Annotated in this window: 16 protein-coding genes and 1 other annotated feature; of the genes, 11 read left to right on the top strand and 5 right to left on the bottom strand. The window is 37.2% G+C overall.

The window, feature by feature from the left end:
• Window positions 1-125: 125 nt before the first annotated feature.
• Window positions 126-1,595, top strand: a complete 1,470-nt coding sequence (locus tag ACIQLB_RS21965) for an alpha-amylase family glycosyl hydrolase (RefSeq protein WP_400730693.1) — start codon at window positions 126-128, stop codon at window positions 1,593-1,595.
• Window positions 1,596-1,688: 93 nt separating this feature from the next.
• On the opposite strand, the gene ACIQLB_RS21960 is transcribed toward ACIQLB_RS21965, so the two are convergent.
• Window positions 1,689-2,546 carry a DegV family protein gene (locus ACIQLB_RS21960; RefSeq protein WP_400730691.1) on the bottom strand — a complete coding sequence of 286 codons (858 nt, stop codon included), beginning with the start codon at window positions 2,544-2,546 and terminating at the stop codon, window positions 1,689-1,691.
• Between the two features lie 273 nt (window positions 2,547-2,819).
• Window positions 2,820-3,629, bottom strand: coding sequence for a Cof-type HAD-IIB family hydrolase (locus tag ACIQLB_RS21955; RefSeq protein WP_400730690.1), 810 nt, complete (start codon window positions 3,627-3,629; stop codon window positions 2,820-2,822).
• A 121-nt stretch (window positions 3,630-3,750) separates the two neighbouring features.
• On the opposite strand from ACIQLB_RS21955, the gene ACIQLB_RS21950 reads away from it, so the two are divergent.
• Together ACIQLB_RS21950 and ACIQLB_RS21945 are read left to right on the top strand one after the other, a co-directional pair.
• Window positions 3,751-4,515, top strand: coding sequence for a prolyl oligopeptidase family serine peptidase (locus ACIQLB_RS21950; protein WP_400730688.1), 765 nt, complete (start codon window positions 3,751-3,753; stop codon window positions 4,513-4,515).
• 53 nt (window positions 4,516-4,568) lie between these two features.
• Window positions 4,569-4,877 carry a metal-sulfur cluster assembly factor gene (locus ACIQLB_RS21945; RefSeq protein WP_053596309.1) on the top strand — a complete coding sequence of 103 codons (309 nt, stop codon included), beginning with the start codon at window positions 4,569-4,571 and terminating at the stop codon, window positions 4,875-4,877.
• 66 nt (window positions 4,878-4,943) lie between these two features.
• Here the strand turns inward: ACIQLB_RS21945 and ACIQLB_RS21940 are convergent, their stop codons facing one another.
• Window positions 4,944-5,630, bottom strand: a complete 687-nt coding sequence (locus ACIQLB_RS21940; RefSeq protein ID WP_400730685.1) for a Crp/Fnr family transcriptional regulator — start codon at window positions 5,628-5,630, stop codon at window positions 4,944-4,946.
• A 272-nt stretch (window positions 5,631-5,902) separates the two neighbouring features.
• Here ACIQLB_RS21940 and ACIQLB_RS21935 point away from each other — a divergent pair, with 272 nt between their 5' ends.
• The gene (locus tag ACIQLB_RS21935; RefSeq protein WP_400730684.1) at window positions 5,903-8,029 is read left to right on the top strand and encodes an ATP-dependent Clp protease ATP-binding subunit; all 2,127 of its coding nucleotides are present in this window, start codon (window positions 5,903-5,905) and stop codon (window positions 8,027-8,029) included.
• 48 nt (window positions 8,030-8,077) lie between these two features.
• Here the strand turns inward: ACIQLB_RS21935 and ACIQLB_RS21930 are convergent, their stop codons facing one another.
• Entirely contained in the window at window positions 8,078-8,272 is a 195-nt protein-coding gene (locus ACIQLB_RS21930) for a YjzD family protein (protein ID WP_249073406.1), read from the bottom strand.
• 517 nt (window positions 8,273-8,789) lie between these two features.
• On the opposite strand from ACIQLB_RS21930, the gene ACIQLB_RS21925 reads away from it, so the two are divergent.
• The 4 genes from ACIQLB_RS21925 (at window position 8,790) to ACIQLB_RS21910 (ending at window position 12,968) form a co-directional block, all read left to right on the top strand.
• Window positions 8,790-9,161: a hypothetical protein gene (locus ACIQLB_RS21925; protein ID WP_400730682.1), complete on the top strand. Its 372-nt coding sequence runs from the start codon at window positions 8,790-8,792 to the stop codon at window positions 9,159-9,161.
• A 795-nt stretch (window positions 9,162-9,956) separates the two neighbouring features.
• Window positions 9,957-10,895 (top strand): beta-ketoacyl-ACP synthase III, encoded by a 939-nt coding sequence (locus ACIQLB_RS21920; RefSeq protein WP_400730680.1) that lies wholly within the window; start codon window positions 9,957-9,959, stop codon window positions 10,893-10,895.
• Between the two features lie 31 nt (window positions 10,896-10,926).
• Entirely contained in the window at window positions 10,927-12,168 is a 1,242-nt protein-coding gene (gene fabF / locus ACIQLB_RS21915) for a beta-ketoacyl-ACP synthase II (protein WP_400730678.1), read from the top strand.
• A 635-nt stretch (window positions 12,169-12,803) separates the two neighbouring features.
• Window positions 12,804-12,968 (top strand): hypothetical protein, encoded by a 165-nt coding sequence (locus ACIQLB_RS21910; protein ID WP_400730676.1) that lies wholly within the window; start codon window positions 12,804-12,806, stop codon window positions 12,966-12,968.
• Window positions 12,969-13,030: 62 nt separating this feature from the next.
• Here ACIQLB_RS21910 and trpS read toward each other — a convergent pair whose 3' ends face one another.
• The gene (trpS, locus tag ACIQLB_RS21905) at window positions 13,031-14,020 is read right to left on the bottom strand and encodes a tryptophan--tRNA ligase (protein ID WP_400730674.1); all 990 of its coding nucleotides are present in this window, start codon (window positions 14,018-14,020) and stop codon (window positions 13,031-13,033) included.
• Window positions 14,021-14,113: 93 nt separating this feature from the next.
• Window positions 14,114-14,347: a binding site (T-box leader), on the bottom strand.
• Window positions 14,348-14,955: 608 nt separating this feature from the next.
• Here trpS and spxA point away from each other — a divergent pair.
• The 3 genes from spxA to ACIQLB_RS21890 all read left to right on the top strand — a co-directional run bounded on the left by spxA (window position 14,956) and on the right by ACIQLB_RS21890 (window position 17,780).
• Window positions 14,956-15,351 (top strand): transcriptional regulator SpxA, encoded by a 396-nt coding sequence (gene spxA / locus ACIQLB_RS21900; protein ID WP_024362527.1) that lies wholly within the window; start codon window positions 14,956-14,958, stop codon window positions 15,349-15,351.
• A gap of 434 nt (window positions 15,352-15,785) precedes the next feature.
• The gene (mecA, locus tag ACIQLB_RS21895; RefSeq protein WP_400730672.1) at window positions 15,786-16,454 is read left to right on the top strand and encodes an adaptor protein MecA; all 669 of its coding nucleotides are present in this window, start codon (window positions 15,786-15,788) and stop codon (window positions 16,452-16,454) included.
• A gap of 207 nt (window positions 16,455-16,661) precedes the next feature.
• Window positions 16,662-17,780, top strand: a complete 1,119-nt coding sequence (locus ACIQLB_RS21890) for a competence protein CoiA (protein WP_400730670.1) — start codon at window positions 16,662-16,664, stop codon at window positions 17,778-17,780.
• Window positions 17,781-17,799: the final 19 nt, after the last annotated feature.

The following is a 17,799-nucleotide window of genomic DNA, read 5'->3' as shown; positions in this document are numbered from 1 at the left end:
AGGAAGTTGACACCTTTTTGCCGTAATTAATTTTGCATTTTCGGAAAATATTTTGAAATGATAGCGACGTGACTATTTTATTTGGTAAAATTGACGAGGATTGGTTTGAAAGAGAGGGAATAAAAGTGAAATTTAAGAAGTGGATGAGTGCGACAGCTGCATCACTCTTACTGGCAGCTTCATTAGTGAGTGCTACACCAGTTGCACATGCTGATGAAGCGTCGACAAGAACAATTGCAGAAGAAAGCATCTATGATTTACTCGTTGACCGTTTCTTTAATGGTTCGGGCTCTAACGATTTTGATACAAATACGCAAGACCCTACTAAGTTTGCAGGAGGCGATTTTGCAGGCTTACAGGATAAATTAAAATTTATCGGAGAAATGGGCTTTACAATCGCTTCCATTGGCCCGGTTTTTGCCACTGAAAAATATGATGGATCGATGCCGACAAGCTACTCTACAATTGAGCGTCATTTTGGGACATCTGAGGAGTTTCAAAGTGTCATTGAGGCTTATAAAGCTAAAAATGTATCGATCATGGTTGATTTTCCACTAAACAATGTAAGTCCGAATCATGAATGGGCAAAAGATCCAGCGAAAAAGGATTGGATTGCCTCAACAAATAATGGACAAGTACAGTGGGACTTAACAAACAAAGATGTACAAAAAGCACTTATTAAATCAGCAACAGATTTTGTCTCTACATATGATGTTGGTGGGGTGCGTTTAACAAATATTGCTGGTGCCGATACAGGATTTATTAATGAAGTGATTAAGGCATTAAAAGATTCGAAAAAATCGCTCTATGTGATTTCTAATGAAGAAAGTGAAGCAAACTTTGAAGCAAGCATTTCACCGGCTACGGCTGATATTTACCGTAATATATTTAAAAATGTTGATATGGATTCTTCTAAGTTGATGGAACCTTTTACAGGTGAGAAACCATCTCAGATTATGGTTGATTCACTAGAAACGCGTCGTTTTACATTTGATTCAGCAGCAGAAAATATGTTCCCACCAACGCGTTTGAAAATGGCGATGGGTGCTTTATTTATGATGCCAGGAATTCCAGTTGTGCAATATGGTACAGAAATTGCGATGAACGGGGAAACAAAGCCAGATACTCACCAAATATACAACTTTAAAACAGATACGGAATTAATCGACTATATTAAAAATGTCCAATCGTTACGTAATAAATCTGAGACATTACGCAACGGTGATTTTGAAGTTATTACAAATGAAAATGGCCTGCTTGTATTTACACGAACATCTGATAAAGAGAAATGGGTCATCATGGTTAACAACACTAGTAAAACACAACGCGTTGATTTAACACCTGCTCAGCTGGGTGAAGGCAAAATGCTAAATGGTATTTTACATCAAGAAAAAGTTCGTATTAATGAAAAAGACGTTTATCCGGTTATTTTAGATCGTGAAATGGTAGAGATTTATCAAGTTAGAAATGATGAAGGTTTAAATGTACCGTATATGGTAGCACTAGGATTAGTATGGGTAATATTCATAGGATTTGTAGTTGCTATTATTAGACGAGGTAAAGTACGACGTAATGAGCAAGATGCTCTAAAATAGAGGGGTTTTTCATCCCTCATTGATTTAACGGGCAGTTCATACAGGATAAAATGCTAAACCCCCTCAACACTATTAAGTGCGGAGGGGGTTTTGTTAAGCTTGATAGCTTTTATTCGTAAAGAAGATGGCAATTGTACCTGGTCCTACGTGTGAGCCGATAGCTGAACCGATCATTGTTACTTGAATGGCTCTTGGTGAAAATTTTTCTTGGATAGAAGCCTTTACTTCGTTGGCAAAGTTTGCATCATCACTATGGCTAATACCAACAATTTTATCAGAAAAATTATCACCGCGCTCCTGCATTAAATCTAACATGCGAGCGATGGCTTTTTTACGTCCGCGAGATTTTTCAATCGGCACAAGCTTACCATCCTCTACATTTAAAATAGGTTTAATGCTTAATAGCCCTCCAAGAAATGCGCTTGCCTTTGATACACGCCCACCTTTAGCGAGGTAATCTAAATCCTCTACCGTAAATAAGTGCTCCATTTGTGGGGTAAGTGCTGTAATTTTTGCTTCGATTTCCTCTAATGAAGCTCCCGTGTTTCGGAGTCGAACGGCTTCTGCGACTACTAGTCCAAAACCTAGCGAAGCACATTTTGAATCGATGATAGCTAATTTAAGGGATGGATATTGCTCCTGTACTTGATTGCGAATCATGACCGCAGTATTATAAGTGCCTGATAATTCCGAAGAAAAGGCGATGTAGATTCCCTCTTCTTCATTTTTTGCTAGATTTTCGAAATGCTTGAGAAAAAGCTCTGGTGATACTTGGGATGTCTTTGGGCGAGCACCTTGGCGAATAGCATCGTAAATTGCTTTGGAATCAATCGAAATGACATCATCATATTCATTATTGTTCAATTGCACTCGTAGTGGAAGAAGTTCAATATTGTTTTCTTCGTAGTAAGACTTTGGTAAATCACATCCACTATCAGTAAAAATTTTCATCATTTGTCCCCCTAATTTAACATTCTTTTAACTTTATATGAGAAGTTTTCAAATACCTATACTACATAATAGGTGAACAAGTGTCGAGCTTTCACTTTCCACTCTATATTTCTAAATAAATGTTATATAGATATAATATCATATCGAGTTTCATTATAATTGCAACCCAGGAATAGGGATGTATTTTTAATTCAATAAGTACCCATTGAATAAAGGGTACTCCTGAATAAAGTTAAACTGAAAAAATGGGATATTTATTAAATCACTACTTAACTAGGATAATTTCAAGCGTTCGATGAGTATTTTGGCGATTCCATCGTCATTATTGGTTGTCGTAATTTCATTGGCAATATTTTTTAAAGTAGGAATGCCATTGCCCATTGCTACACCGATGCCAGCGTAATCAATCATTTCTAAATCGTTATCTTCATCACCGAATGCAATAATACGCTCGCGTGGGATACCTAAATCCTTTGCTACATGAGCGATTCCCACTGCTTTATTTAAGCCACGGCGAACAATTTCAATAATGTGAAGTGGCGCACCCCAACGACGATGTTCAATGACCTCTGCATGAACAGCCTGTAAATGATCACGAATAATCATTGAATTTACTTCGTTAGCTTGAATTAGTAAACTAGTTGGGTTATCAAGTAAATGGGTATAGAGATCCCCAAGAGTAATTTTTGGATTCCCCATATTAAAAATATTTAATATCCGTTCATCCTCTGTATGCACATAAATATCGTCCTTAACCTCCGCAATAATATTTTCATATTCATAGCTATTGATGGATTCGACGACATTATGCACTACACCTAAATCAATAGGAGTATGCATAGTCTGCCAAGCAGCATTTTTTGGGTGGTGGACGTAGGCACCATTAAAATTCACGATGGGCGTTGTAAGGCCAAGCTCGTGATAGTATATATCACTCGCACGATAAGGACGGCCTGTAGCAATCATCACTTGATGACCTTGTTCCTTTGCCTGCAATAATGTTTTTTTAGTTTTGGATGAAATTTGTTGTTGGTCCGTTAATAACGTACCATCTAAGTCTAAAACGATTAAATGCGGTTTCATAGCTTATTGCCCCTTTCCTATAATTTGAATAGTATCGCTTTGTAAACCATTCGTCAAAATTTTGTCACATGGAGAAAAGTTTGCTAACATAAAGATTAGACAAAAGTTGGGAGTGACAAAGATGATTGTTGAGAATGAAATGTGGGGAAATATTCCATTATTACATATACATACAGAAAATATGAATGAACAAACCCCAGTAGTGATTTTCTTACATGGCTTTATGAGTGCAAAAGAACATAACTTACATTATGCATATCAATTAGTAGGTAGCGGGGTGCGTGTCCTATTACCAGATGCAAAATTACATGGCGACCGTAGTGAAGGCCTATCTGAGATGAAAATGAGCTTACATTTTTGGGATATTGTTTTAAATTCTATTCATGAAGTTGCACAATTATATAATGAATTAAAGAATAAAAAATTATTAGTGAATGATAACATTGGCGTTGCTGGTACATCGATGGGTGGAATTGTAACATCGGGCTGTTTAAAGCAATATGATTGGATCAAAACAGCAGCAGTATGTATGGGTGCACCAGGATTTCTTAAATTAGCGGAGTATCAATTACAACAATTCGCTAAAAGCGGTGTGAATTGGCCAATGTCCGAAGAAGAAGTACAACAAACGAATGAGCTTCTTGCTAAATATGATGTCAGCCTAACACCAGAAAAATTCGCAGGACGACCTGTGCTATTTTGGCATGGGGAATTAGATAAAACCGTTCCTTTTAATGAAACGTATAATTTTTATTTAACTTTACGCGAGTATTATGAAACAAATCCAGAAGACTTAAAATTTTTAGCTAATAAAAGAGCGGGCCATGCTGTGTCACGAGACGGTATGTTAGCAGCAACTGAATGGCTTGCACAGCATTTGGCATAATAAGATGCATCTGCTATGATTAAGTTAACACTGTGACGGAAGGAGAAATACAAATGGATCAAGATATGAAAGACAGCATGTTCGGTGCATTAGAAAATGTAATTGACCCTGAGCTTGGTATTGATATCGTCAACTTAGGTTTAGTATATGATGTAGAGTTAGATGAAGAAGGTGTAGCAACCGTTACAATGACGCTAACGTCTATGGGTTGCCCAATGGGACCTGTTATTGTTGATCAAGTGAATACAGCATTAGGTGAGCTTCCAGAGGTAAAAAGTACAAATGTCAATATTGTATGGAATCCACCTTGGTCAAAAGATAAAATGTCACGCTATGCAAAAATGGCATTAGGTGTACGCTAAGTCCACTTAAAGCACAATAAAAAATCCCCGCTTATAACTCATAAGCGGGGATTTTACGTGTAGCGATTAATCGATACGACATATTTGTAACGGACAATTCTCACAGGCGATTTCATCCTTTAAAAATTGTAGATCGTGAATGGTAATATAACCTTTTTCGAACGATATGATATTGTGCTTCTTTAAGTCATTCAGCATGCGATTAATCATCTCTCTACTCGTCGCACATAAATTAGCGATTTCTGTATTTGTTAACGGTAAGTCAATATAAATAGTGTCATTCTCTAAAGGCTTACCATAAGTATTCGAAAGACGGATGAGCGTTGAAAATAAAGCGCCCTTTTTACCATTTAAAACTAAATCGCGCAAACGACTTTGATGCTTTAAATTTTCTGTTTGCAACCACTTCATATATTCCACCATTAAATCAGGTTGTTCCACTAATAAAAGTTCCAATGATTCACGGCTTAGTACATATAAACTAGAGGGTTCTAAAACTTCAGCAGTCATGGAATTATACGTAAGGTTACAAAATAATGAGCCTTCTCCAATAATACTGTCTGGACCACAAATACGAATGGTTAATTCCTTTCCATTCTCCGTTTCCTGACTAATTGAGAAGGCTCCTGTTTTTATATAATAAATTTCTTTCGCACGTTCGCCCTCTAAAAAAATTTTACTATCCTTATTCACTTTAATAAAAACACCGTGCTTTTGAAAAAGATCGTGAAATTTTTCTTGTATATTATCCATTATAACCATATCTCCAACACATCGCTTTCTTTTCGTAAAAATGTTTAATTTTTACAAAAGGATGGTGAACAATTTCGATACTAAATCTAAGAAACATAGTTTTATTATAACGTAATTTTCTAGTTATAAGGGAAGAAATTTTAGGGCTAATTCTTTGCTAAGGTTTGTCGTATGTTGTAAAATAAAGTTAGTCAAAAAAGGTCAAACATTTTTTCGTGAAACAGAATGGCAAACGGGATTCCGCTTAACATTATTGAAAAGGAGTGCTAAATATGCAATTTCAACAAACAAATGACAAAAAACCATTAGAGCAATTTGGACGTAATTTAATAGATGAAGTAAAAAACGGTAAAATGGATCCGGTAATCGGCCGTGATGAAGAAATTCGTAATGTCATTCGTATTTTAACACGCAAAACGAAAAATAACCCTGTCTTAATAGGTGAGCCGGGGGTTGGTAAAACAGCTATTGTAGAAGGGTTAGCCCAACGTATAGTAAAGGGCGATGTTCCTGAGGGGTTAAAGCAATGTGTACTGTATGAGTTGGATATGAGTGCCTTAATAGCAGGTGCTAGTTATCGTGGACAATTTGAAGAGCGCTTAAAAGGTGTTTTAAAAGAAGTAAAAGAATCAGAGGGGCGTATTATTTTATTTATCGATGAAATTCATACAATTGTTGGTGCAGGCAAAACGGATGGTGCAATGGACGCTGGGAATATGCTAAAGCCAATGCTTGCACGAGGTGAGCTACATTGTATCGGGGCTACAACATTAGATGAATACCGTATGTATATTGAAAAAGATCCTGCTTTAGAGCGTCGTTTCCAACAAGTGCTTGTACGTGAGCCATCTATTGAAGATACAGTTTCCATTTTACGAGGCTTGAAAGAGCGCTTTGAGTTACATCATGCAGTACGCATTCATGACCGTGCAATTGTAGCGGCAGCAGAGCTATCAAATCGCTATATTACAGAGCGTTTCCTGCCAGATAAGGCCATCGATTTAATCGATGAAGCATGTGCGATGATTCGAACAGAAATTGATTCCATGCCACAGGAATTGGATGCAGTAACACGCCGTATTATGCAGCTCGAGATTGAGGAGCAAGCGTTAAGTAAGGAAAAAGACGAGGCAAGTAAAAAGCGTCTAGAGCAACTCAGTGAGGAATTAACAAAGCTGAAAGAATCCTCTGGGGGTATGCGTAAACAATGGGAAACCGAAAAAGAAGCGTTACACGGCATTCAGAAAAAACGTGAAAAACTTGATAAATACCGTCGTGACTTAGATGAAGCAGAAAGTAAATATGATTTAAATAAAGCAGCCGAACTACGTCATGGGAAAATTCCTATACTTGAAAAGGAAATTAAAGAGATGGAAAAACAATTAGAGAATGGTACGGAATCACGTATTTTACGTGAAGAGGTAACAGCTGATGAAATCGCATCTATTGTTTCACGCTGGACAGGCATACCCGTGATGAAATTAGTAGAAGGTGAGCGTGAAAAATTATTGCGCTTAAAAGATACATTGCATGAGCGTGTAGTCGGACAAGAGAATGCTGTACAACTTGTCACAGAAGCGGTATGGCGTGCTCGAGCTGGTATTAAAGACCCGCAACGACCAATTGGTAGTTTTTTATTCCTAGGGCCAACAGGTGTTGGTAAAACAGAGCTTGCGAAGGCACTAGCGGCACAGCTGTTTGATTCTGAGGACCATTTTATTCGCATTGATATGAGTGAATATATGGAGAAACATAGTGTATCACGTCTTGTAGGGGCACCTCCAGGCTATATTGGCTATGAAGAAGGTGGACAATTAACAGAAGCTGTTCGCCGAAATCCATATTCAGTTGTATTATTAGATGAAATTGAAAAGGCCCACCCTGATGTTGCGAATATTTTACTGCAAATTTTGGATGATGGACGCATTACGGATAGCCAAGGTCGAATGGTCAACTTTACGAACACAGTGGTCATTTTAACTTCTAACATTGGCTCAAGCTATTTAATGGAAGCAAAGGAAGACGATGTTGCAGTTGAGGATTTAGTGATGGCTGCACTGCGTCAACACTTTAAACCAGAGCTGTTAAATCGTATGGATGATATTATTATGTTCCATGCATTATCAGCTGAACACTTTACTGCGATTGCTTGGAAATATGTCGAACAGCTTGTCAAACGAGTTGCAGAGCAAGATATTACTTTACAAGTAGAACAAAATGTAATTGATTGGGTTGTAGAACAAGGAGCAGATGCTCAGTTTGGCGCTAGACCACTAAAACGCTTCGTGCAGCGTTATATTGAAACTGCGGTTGCAAAAGAATTACTTCGAGGTGAAGTATTACCAGGAGAAACATTGCACATTAGAATGCATGACGGTCAATGTGTCGTTGAAAAATAACAAAAAAACCTGTTCCGCATTGAGCGAAACAGGTTTTTTCTAGTTGAATTAATGATTGTCTGCAGCTTCTGGAGTTGACTCGTTTGGAATAACTGCACCGATAATGAAAACAAGAATTGTAAATACAACTGATGTGACAACAGCAGTTTGGAAATCAAACGTTGCACCAAGTACAGAGCTTACTACGTAGTTTAACATTGAAACTAGTAGGAATGACCATATGAATGTTACGATATATTGCATTAATTTCACCTCAACCGAACTTTTTTATATCATTATCATATCATAACATAAATCGAAAAAAAAAGAACCTTTTCTGTGAAACATCGCGAATTTGTCACAACGATAACCTTGCTTTTGTATTTTCATGCAAATTCAGTAGGATCGGCGAAATTCGAAGACGTCGCAAATGCTGATTGCTAGGGAGTGTCCGAGGTCGTTTAAATCTAAGGAGAAGTCGTTCTATTCGTAGGCGAGTCGATTAAGACAAAAAGCATTAATTTTATTCATCTTGCCCTTGTCCTTCATTATGAGTTTGAAGAGTTATTTTAGGCAATTGTGTCCTTTGAATAACGCTCCCCAACACATTTAGCACCATCAAGGATGAACCATAATTTATTTATTACGAGTCAGTCACATCTTATCAGGTGTGGCTTTTTATACGTCTTGAGAGGTAGTGCTAAAATCTTCAACGAAACTTTTCACTTCTAGTTCCGTAGAAAAAATTGGAAATATAATAAGAGTTAAGGGTGGAAAGAGAATGAGAGATTTTTTAAAAGAAATTATTAAAGAAGTTAAAAGGCAACTAACAAACGAACAACCATCAATTGAGAACATATTAGATGGCAAAATATTCGATTGGTTCATACCAATTTTCGATTCCCTTCTGTTTCCGGAAGTGTATCTTTTCTTAGCTTCTACATTAATGTGGAAAATGATTTTTTCATTATTGTTGGCAGGTATGATTATTATCATTGTTTTAATGATTGAAAAAGTTCTAGAGAAAAAGACTAGTAAAGAAAAGGTTGAAGTATTGGATGAAAAATTAGCATGGTTCATACTCGCTCCAATTTTATTTTATGGAGCAAAAGGGTTAGCGTATGGCTATCTATTATTCAAACCAATGTTGTAGTTCTAAGCGATCTCATACCGAGGTTGCTTATTAGGGTCATCTGTACGTTGGTTATTTTTAATGTGAAATTTTTTTACGTATCATTCGTATTATAACTAGACAATTCGAATTGATAGAACTGAAAAAAGGGAGAAATGAAATTTTGAACCATTGAATGAAACAATTGCTTTTTGTGATTTACTTGATTACCATTGCGGATGCGTATTACTCAACGTTGTTTATTGAACCAAAAACACCGCCGCAACATCAGACGATTAAAGCGTCAGCCATTACGTTGACACAACTACGGTAGCAAACCTAACAAAAAGAAACGTACAACACGTCGTTTGAAACCTTCTGTGCTGCAACCCATCAAGCGATTTCTTCAGAGCACTAAGTGTTCCAAAGAGAACGTGATCCTTAACGACCTATTAGAGAAAAGATTGGACGTACGCAGATACATGCATGAGCCACCTTTCATCTTTTTACGATATCGACTTTTACGTTGTTGATAATAATGTTAGCAATTGTTAGGCTAAAGCTGCAGATCTATTTGCAGCTTTTTTCTCATTAGCCGCCATTATTAAATTTTTCAGCCTCACTTATCCCCCTAAATACGTTTTTTCTTGCATCAGCTCTAAAAGTTGGAGATGACATTTGTTAAATCATATGCATGTATATAAGTTGATTGGAGACCCTTGATACTACTAGTTTTAAGACGTTAAATTTAATTCATCTTGCACCTCTCCTTCATTATGAGTTATAATTATGACCAGTTACTAATAATTGATAGTAAGAAAGCAGAGGGGTTGCTAAATGAACGCTGGTATTATAGGAATTGGCAAATACGTTCCGGAGAAGGTCGTTACAAATTTTGATTTAGAAAAAATTATGGACACTTCGGATGAATGGATTCGAACTCGTACAGGGATTGAAGAACGCCATTTTGCCGCAGATGACCAAGAAACTTCAGATTTAGCAGTAGCTGCTGCAAAAGAGGCTATTGCAAAGGCCGGTATTACACCAGAGGAAATAGGGTTAATACTTGTAGCAACAGTAACGCAAGATCAAAACTTTCCAAGTGTAGCATGTATGGTTCAGGAGCAAATTGGAGCAGTTAATGCTGCTGCGATGGACCAAGCGGCTGCATGTGCAGGATTTATATATAGTTTAGTGACAGCAAAGCAATTTGTAGAATCAAATGCTTATAAATATGTCTTAGTAGTAGGTGTTGAAAAACTGTCGAAAGTACTTGATTGGGAAGATCGTAATACCGCTGTATTATTCGGTGACGGTGCAAGTGCAGCAGTTGTTGGTCCAGTATCAGAAGGTAGAGGTATTTTATCATTTGAGCTTGGAGCTGACGGTACAGGTGGTAAGAACTTGTATTTAACACAGCAGGACACAATCGCTATGAATGGCCGTGAAGTATTTAAGTTTGCAGTACGTCAAATGGGTGAATCTGCAGTAAATGTATTAGAAAAAGCAGGTTTAACAAAAGAAGACGTAGATTTTTTAGTGCCGCATCAGGCGAATATTCGAATTATGGAATCTGCTCGTGAGCGTCTAGAACTACCACCGGAAAAAATGTCGAAAACGATTCACAAATATGGGAATACGTCGGCAGCGTCTATTGGTATTTCCTTAGTAGATGAGCTTGAGGCAGGTAAGATTAAAGATGATGATTTATTAGTACTGGTTGGATTTGGCGGTGGCTTAACATGGGGTGCCGTTACAATTAGATGGGGAAAATAAAAAACGAAGAATGCTTGAGGGGAGTAAGACAATGAGTAAACGACGAGTAGTAATTACAGGAATTGGCGCAGTTACACCACTAGGAAATAGCATCGAAGAAACATGGGCTAACATTAAAGTAGGAAAATCAGGCGTTGGCGAGTTAACACGTTTAAATAAAGATCTTTTCGCAGCAAAAATTGCCGCTGAAGTGAAAGACTTCAATATTGAAACGTATATTGAACGTAAAGAAGCTCGTAAAATGGATCGCTTTACACAGTATGCTTTAGCAGCGTCCATCATGGCGATGGAAGATGCACAATTAACAATCGATGAAGAGCTAGCACCACGTGCAGGTGTCTGGATTGGCTCTGGTATCGGTGGTATGGAAACATACGAACAACAATTTTTAACATTCCAAGAGCGTGGAGCAAGACGTGTAAGTCCATTCTTCATTCCAATGATGATTCCAGATATGGCTTCAGGCCAAGTGTCGATTCACTTTGGGGCAAAGGGCATTAACTCTTGTTCAGTAACTGCATGTGCTTCAGGTACAAACTCCATTGGGGATGCTTTTAAAGTAATTGAACGTGGCGATGCAGATGTTATGATTTCTGGTGGCGCAGAGTCACCAATCGTTACGATGGCAGTAGCAGGCTTCTGTGCAAATACTGCATTATCTTTAAATACAGACCCAGAAATAGCTTGCCGTCCATTCGATAAAAATCGTGATGGTTTCATTATCGGTGAAGGTGCGGGTATTGTTATTTTGGAAGAGTATGAGCACGCAAAAGCACGCGGTGCAAAAATCTACGCAGAAGTTCTTGGCTATGGTGCAACAGGGGATGCGCATCATATTACAGCTCCAGCTCCAGAAGGAGAAGGTGCTTCTCGTGCAATGATGCAAGCTTTAACTGATGGCGGCGTAGAAGCTTCACAAGTAGACTATATTAACGCACATGGAACAAGTACACCATATAACGATTTATTTGAAACACAGGCGGTAAAAACGGTCTTTGGTGAACATGCCTATAAGCTTGCAATGAGTTCTACAAAATCAATGACAGGTCATTTATTAGGTGCAGCTGGTGGTGTTGAAGCTATTTTCACAGCGCTAGCACTGAAAGAAGGCATTTTACCACCGACAATTAATTTAACAGATCCAGATCCAGAATGTGATTTAGATTATGTGCCGAATGAAGCTCGAACAGCAGAGATTAAATATGCTATGAGTAATTCACTTGGGTTTGGTGGACACAACGCTAGTCTACTATTCAAAAAAATCGAGGAATAATAAAGTGAAACTTTAACCAGTGGGGGATTTTCATCTCCCACTGATTTTTTGTCTTCACTGTTGCTGATGTTTCGTTTTATCACTATAAATTAGAGTGATATGCCAGTAGATACACACTATGTGAAGTGGTTGATTGGAGTGGAGACTGGGCGACTCCTCGGGGATCAGCGATAGAGGAACGAAGGCTAAAACCATCACGTCCTGTGATAACGCCTTCGTGACCAACATCGGTGCTGCTGCCGCTACGTTAGCACTACGCTTTCGCGCAAAAAACATCTGTTGGCCCGAGACCCTGCAGCGCAGCGAAGCGGCTCATCGGACGCCCCCAGGAAGCTTTGCTCTGTGCGAAAGCGAAGCGACAGCAACAATGTTTTATCTGCGCGAAAGCAAAGCGTCAGCGACAAAGCGCCCAGTCGGAACGGAAATCAACCCCTCGTTTTGCCGAAGTGCCATACTTTATTTAATATGGCCAGCCAAAAAAACGTCAGCCTAATTTACGTGGCTGACGTCTTTTTTTATAGTTTTATGAATAGATGATAATTAAGAAGAAACAGAAAGGATGCTCTATCTTGTTCCGACTCTTTTTATTTTTAATGAGCTACGGCTTATTGATTCTCTCCGTAGGGAATCTCATCTTGTATTTGAATTATCGGACACTCGGATATTCTTGGATAGTTGTGTTTAAATTTATGGCACATACATCAGCATTTTATATGGCCATTGGATCAGCCATTGTGTTAGGCGCTGTTGTGCTTGATCTTGGTTATGATAAAACTGTAAATGAAAAAGATAAGATGTAACCTTTAAATTACTCTCTTTTTGGCCAAGCTCTTATGATCATTTCTATGATAAATTTTTCTTTTTATCGACGTGCACGACCAAGGCCCATTGCTTCTTCCATGCGTTTTAATGTAGCACTTGCAATAGCATTTGCCTTTTCAGCACCTACATCTAAAATAATATCTAACTCTGAGGATTCTACCAAATTATAGAACTTCTCTTGAATTGGTGTCAGGTGATCAATAACCGTTGTTGCAACACCTTGTTTGAAACCACCATAGCCAACGCCTTCATATTTTTTTACAAGGTCATCAATAGATACGCCTGAAATGGCAGATTCGATTGTTAGCAAATTAGAAACACCAGGTTTATTTTCCACATCAAATGCCACAATACCATCAGAGTCAGTAACAGCCGACTTAATTTTTTTCTCAATGTCTTTCGCTGTATCTAAAAGCTTGATTGTCGCTTTTGTATTTGGATCGGATTTACTCATTTTCTTTGTTGGTTCTTGTAGTGATTTGATACGAGCCCCTGCTTTTGGTAATTGAATTTCAGGAATCGTTAAAACGTCACCATAACGTTTGTTAAAGCGCTCTGCTAAATCACGAGTCAGCTCAATATGCTGCTTTTGATCATCACCGACAGGAACAATGTTTGTATTGTACAAAAGGATATCTGCTGCCATTAATGGTGGATATGTTAGTAGAGCGGCAGATACGCTTTCCTTACCTTGAGATTTATCCTTGAACTGTGTCATCCGTTCAAGCTCACCAATCGATGCAACACATTGTAACATCCAGCCTGCCTGTGCATGAGCTGGCACTTCTGATTGAATAAATAATGTAGATTTTTTAGGATCGATCCCAGTAGCAATATACGTAGCTGCTAGGTTGCGAATATTTTGACGTAATTCTTTTGGATCTTGTGCCACTGTTATTGCATGCTGATCGACGATACAATAAACAGCATCTCCTTCATCTTGTAATGCAGGGAATTGCTTAAATGCACCTAAATAGTTCCCTAGAGTTACAATACCTGTTGGCTGTACGCCTGAAAAAATAGTTGTCATGTTATTTCCTCCTCGAATTTTGTTACCTCAGATAGTCTTTACATATGACCTATCCAAAATAAAAAACATCATGCGTCCTCATTAGTTTTCTAATGAAGGGACGAATGATGTTTGAATCCGCGGTACCACCCAGCTTGCCTAAATCGGCCACTTTACTTCGTAACGTGAAGGGACGAGCTTTGCTAATAGACTCCAGTAAGGAAACTAAGACGTTCACAAAGCTAACTCGGAAGTCCATTCCAAATGCTTACACGATCTGTTTGCAGCAACCACAGACTCTCTAAACGTGTAAAGTGCAAATGTACTACTCTTCGTCAGCGTTTTTTATTTAGTTCAATAACTGTCTTCCAAGTGAATAGATGAGGTGAACTCACCAAAGACATAATTGATTTATTGCAAAAAATTATATTATAAAGGCTTGGTGAAATGCAAGTGCTTAAAGTCAGACTTTTGGCGGTGTTCTTTTTCGAAAAAAAATATATGCTATTTTTGCTGCTTTTTTTTATCTATTCAACATCCCAGGAAAGCGCCCAGTCAGAACGGAAATCAACCAAACGTTATGGTGATGAGCTATTTATTTGAAAATGCAACCAATATTAGTAAATATACGTCTATATTGTACACATTGAACCAACAATATTCTCGTTTAAATTTTTTAAATGAGAACAAAACAATCGAGAAATGGGTGTTTAAAATGCGCTACGAATGGGAATATTATTAGTAGTTCATTAGACATGCCAAGAAGTAACTGCTGCTTTGAAAAGTTATATAAATAGACAGAAAATTTTGTGTGATAAGGTTATTCTTTTTTTTATTGGAACTATATTCAAACATCACAGAGTACTGTATAATGGTTTGTAGATTACATTACATTAATTCTAATTTAACACACTGGTTTATAGATAATGATTAAATGGAAAGGATGTGTCAGTATGATAGTAACTTTATTTACATCACCAAGTTGTACGTCTTGCCGAAAAGCTAAAGCATGGTTAGAGGAGCATGAAATCCCATATACAGAACGTAATATATTTTCCGAACCATTAAGCATTAGTGAAATTAAAGAAATTTTGCGTATGACAGAGGATGGTACGGATGAAATTATTTCAACTCGATCAAAGATTTTCCAGAAACTAAATGTTGATGTTGAAAGCTTACCATTACAACGTTTATACGAATTAATTCAAGAGTATCCAGGCTTATTACGTCGTCCAATCATTTTAGATGAGAAACGTCTACAGGTTGGCTACAACGAGGATGAAATTCGTCGTTTCCTACCTCGTAAGGTTCGTGCTTATCAATTACAAGAAGCACAACGCATGGTGAACTAATATCTCCGTATTCTGCATAGAATAAGTATTAGATGTTACATATGCAACAAGCATATTGTGACATCTATTTTTTTGTGTTTTACTTAAGTAAAACCTTCTATATAATGAATAATAAATAATAGGGAAAAGTCATATATTTCGGTAAAGTATGTTAAACTTGATTTTAGCTTAATAGTTTACTACAATTTCAATAATTCAAATATCTTCTGTGAAACGGTGTATATCCTTTTCATTTTATGACAGAACAGCATACAATATAAGTAGAGACAACTGTGGACAATTAATTTTTTATTCGGTTGCTCGACGGTTTTTCTGTAGTGTGGTCAAAGGTTGAAAAACAAAAATGGAGTATGAGGTTAAAAACAATGAATAAAAGCATACTAATGAAACAAAACTGTTTTTCGACAAATGGCAGTGAAGGGAGATGAGGTCTAGTGGACATCGAACGTGTAAACGAAAATACACTCAAGCTCTTTATTACGTACAATGATATAGAGGATCGCGGCTATAGTCGTGAAGAAATCTGGTACAATCGAGCGAAGGGTGAACAACTTTTTTGGGATATGATTGATGAAGTAAACACGGAGGATTACTTTGATGTAGAAGGTCCTATTTGGATTCATATCAATGCGTCTGAAGTAGGCTTAGAAATCATTGTCACACGTGCACATATTTTAAAAGACGGTGAAACCTTAGATGGTTCTTCGCATTTTGACGAACACAAAGAAATGTTTGCCCCATTCGAGGACGTTGGAGAGGATCTTCTCAGTCAACTAACTCAATTTGGTGACTTAGATGAGTCAGAGTTATTTATGGATACAGACATTTATGTTTATAAATTTAAAGATATTGATGAGTTAATCCCTGTAGCGAAACGCATAACAGATGAATTAGTGGATTCCTCATTATTTAAATATGAAAATTGGTACTATTTGGTAGTTGACTTCGCGAACGCAGATGAAGAACTAAATCATCACGATAGAAATGCTGTTATCAAAGAATTTTTAATACCATCGAATTTCACAATCCATCGCTTAGAGGAATATGGCGAGAAAATTATGGAATTTGATTGCTTTGAAACAGTACGAAAATATTTTATTTAAAGTAATAAGTACTTGATTCAGTGGCTTAGACTGTAGACAAACTTGGTGATTATCAAGTTTATTTACAGTCTTTTTATTTTAAAAGGATCTAGATTGAGGGAAAGTAAAAATTTAAAAGATAGCAATTTTTAAATTTTAGGAAAAAGCCGTTCTTTATTTGTTGCTATAAAAACACTCCTTTACAATAGTCAAAAAGGAGATGATTTTATGCTTACGGCTTATAACGAGCAGCAACAGATTTTTCTCCCATACCAATATTCAAGGGAAGCTTTACAACGATATAGACAGCAGATGAAATTTTATTGTCCTCAATGCCAACAGCCTGTCCAATTAAAGATAGGTAAATATAATATCCCTCATTTCGCTCATATTGCTAATAATAGTTGTGTACAGTTATTTGCAGAGGGTGAATCTAAACTTCATTTACAAGGAAAAGTCCAATTATTTGAATGGCTGAGAAAACTAGGGCATACAGTAAAGCTGGAGCCTTATTTACGGAAGCTTTCACAACGGCCAGATATGCTTCTGATAATGGAGCGAAAGCAAGTTGCCATTGAATTTCAATGTAGTACAATTTCTCATGAAAAGTGGCTAATGCGTACATCTGGGTATGAGAACAATGCTATACAGCCATTGTGGCTTTTCCAAACACCTCAAAAACAATCTACACAAGGTATCCAAAAAATTTCTATTTCTCCAATTATGCAAAAGGTGATAAATGCTACAGCACTAGGCTTGGCTTATTTAGTGACCTATGATGCAAACACATCGAGATTTATTTATTGGACGAATCTTCTTCATGTTCATGGGCATACTTTTATAGGTAAAGTACAAGAACTAACTATTCACAAGCAACATTTTCCTTTTTATGAGCCTAAGTCAATTACGAAAGAGGAATTTTATCTTTATTGGCAGCTTTATAAAAAGCATTGTAAGCAATTCGTATACCAACGATTATTCCATAGTAGAAATGGGGTACAAGATTTATTTTTACGAAGTTGTTATGAGTTACGCTTTGCTTTAACTGCTATGCCTGATTACGTAGGTATTCCGGTAAAAGATGCGGAAGCAATACCGATGTTTTCTATTGAATGGCAAACGATCTTACATCATTTTTGTCGTCGTTTACAATTATCACCTCATGAACTAGACGAGAGAAATATTCGATCGTTTTTAATCCAACAAAATGTAGAGGTTACAAATCGAGCGGTACAAGCAATCAGAAATTATGGAATAGTGCTGGCGAAAAGTTATCAGAACGGTTGTTTTCCAGATATTTGTGAGCAGGTGTACACACATTTATTTGCAATTGCCGTAATATACTGAGAAAATACGGGAGTAGGAA

The organism is Lysinibacillus sp. NPDC092081 (assembly GCF_044755845.1).
GTDB lineage: Bacteria > Bacillota > Bacilli > Bacillales_A > Planococcaceae > Lysinibacillus.
The sequence above is the reverse complement of the archived record's forward strand: the minus strand, read 5'-3'. Positions and strand labels throughout refer to the sequence as shown.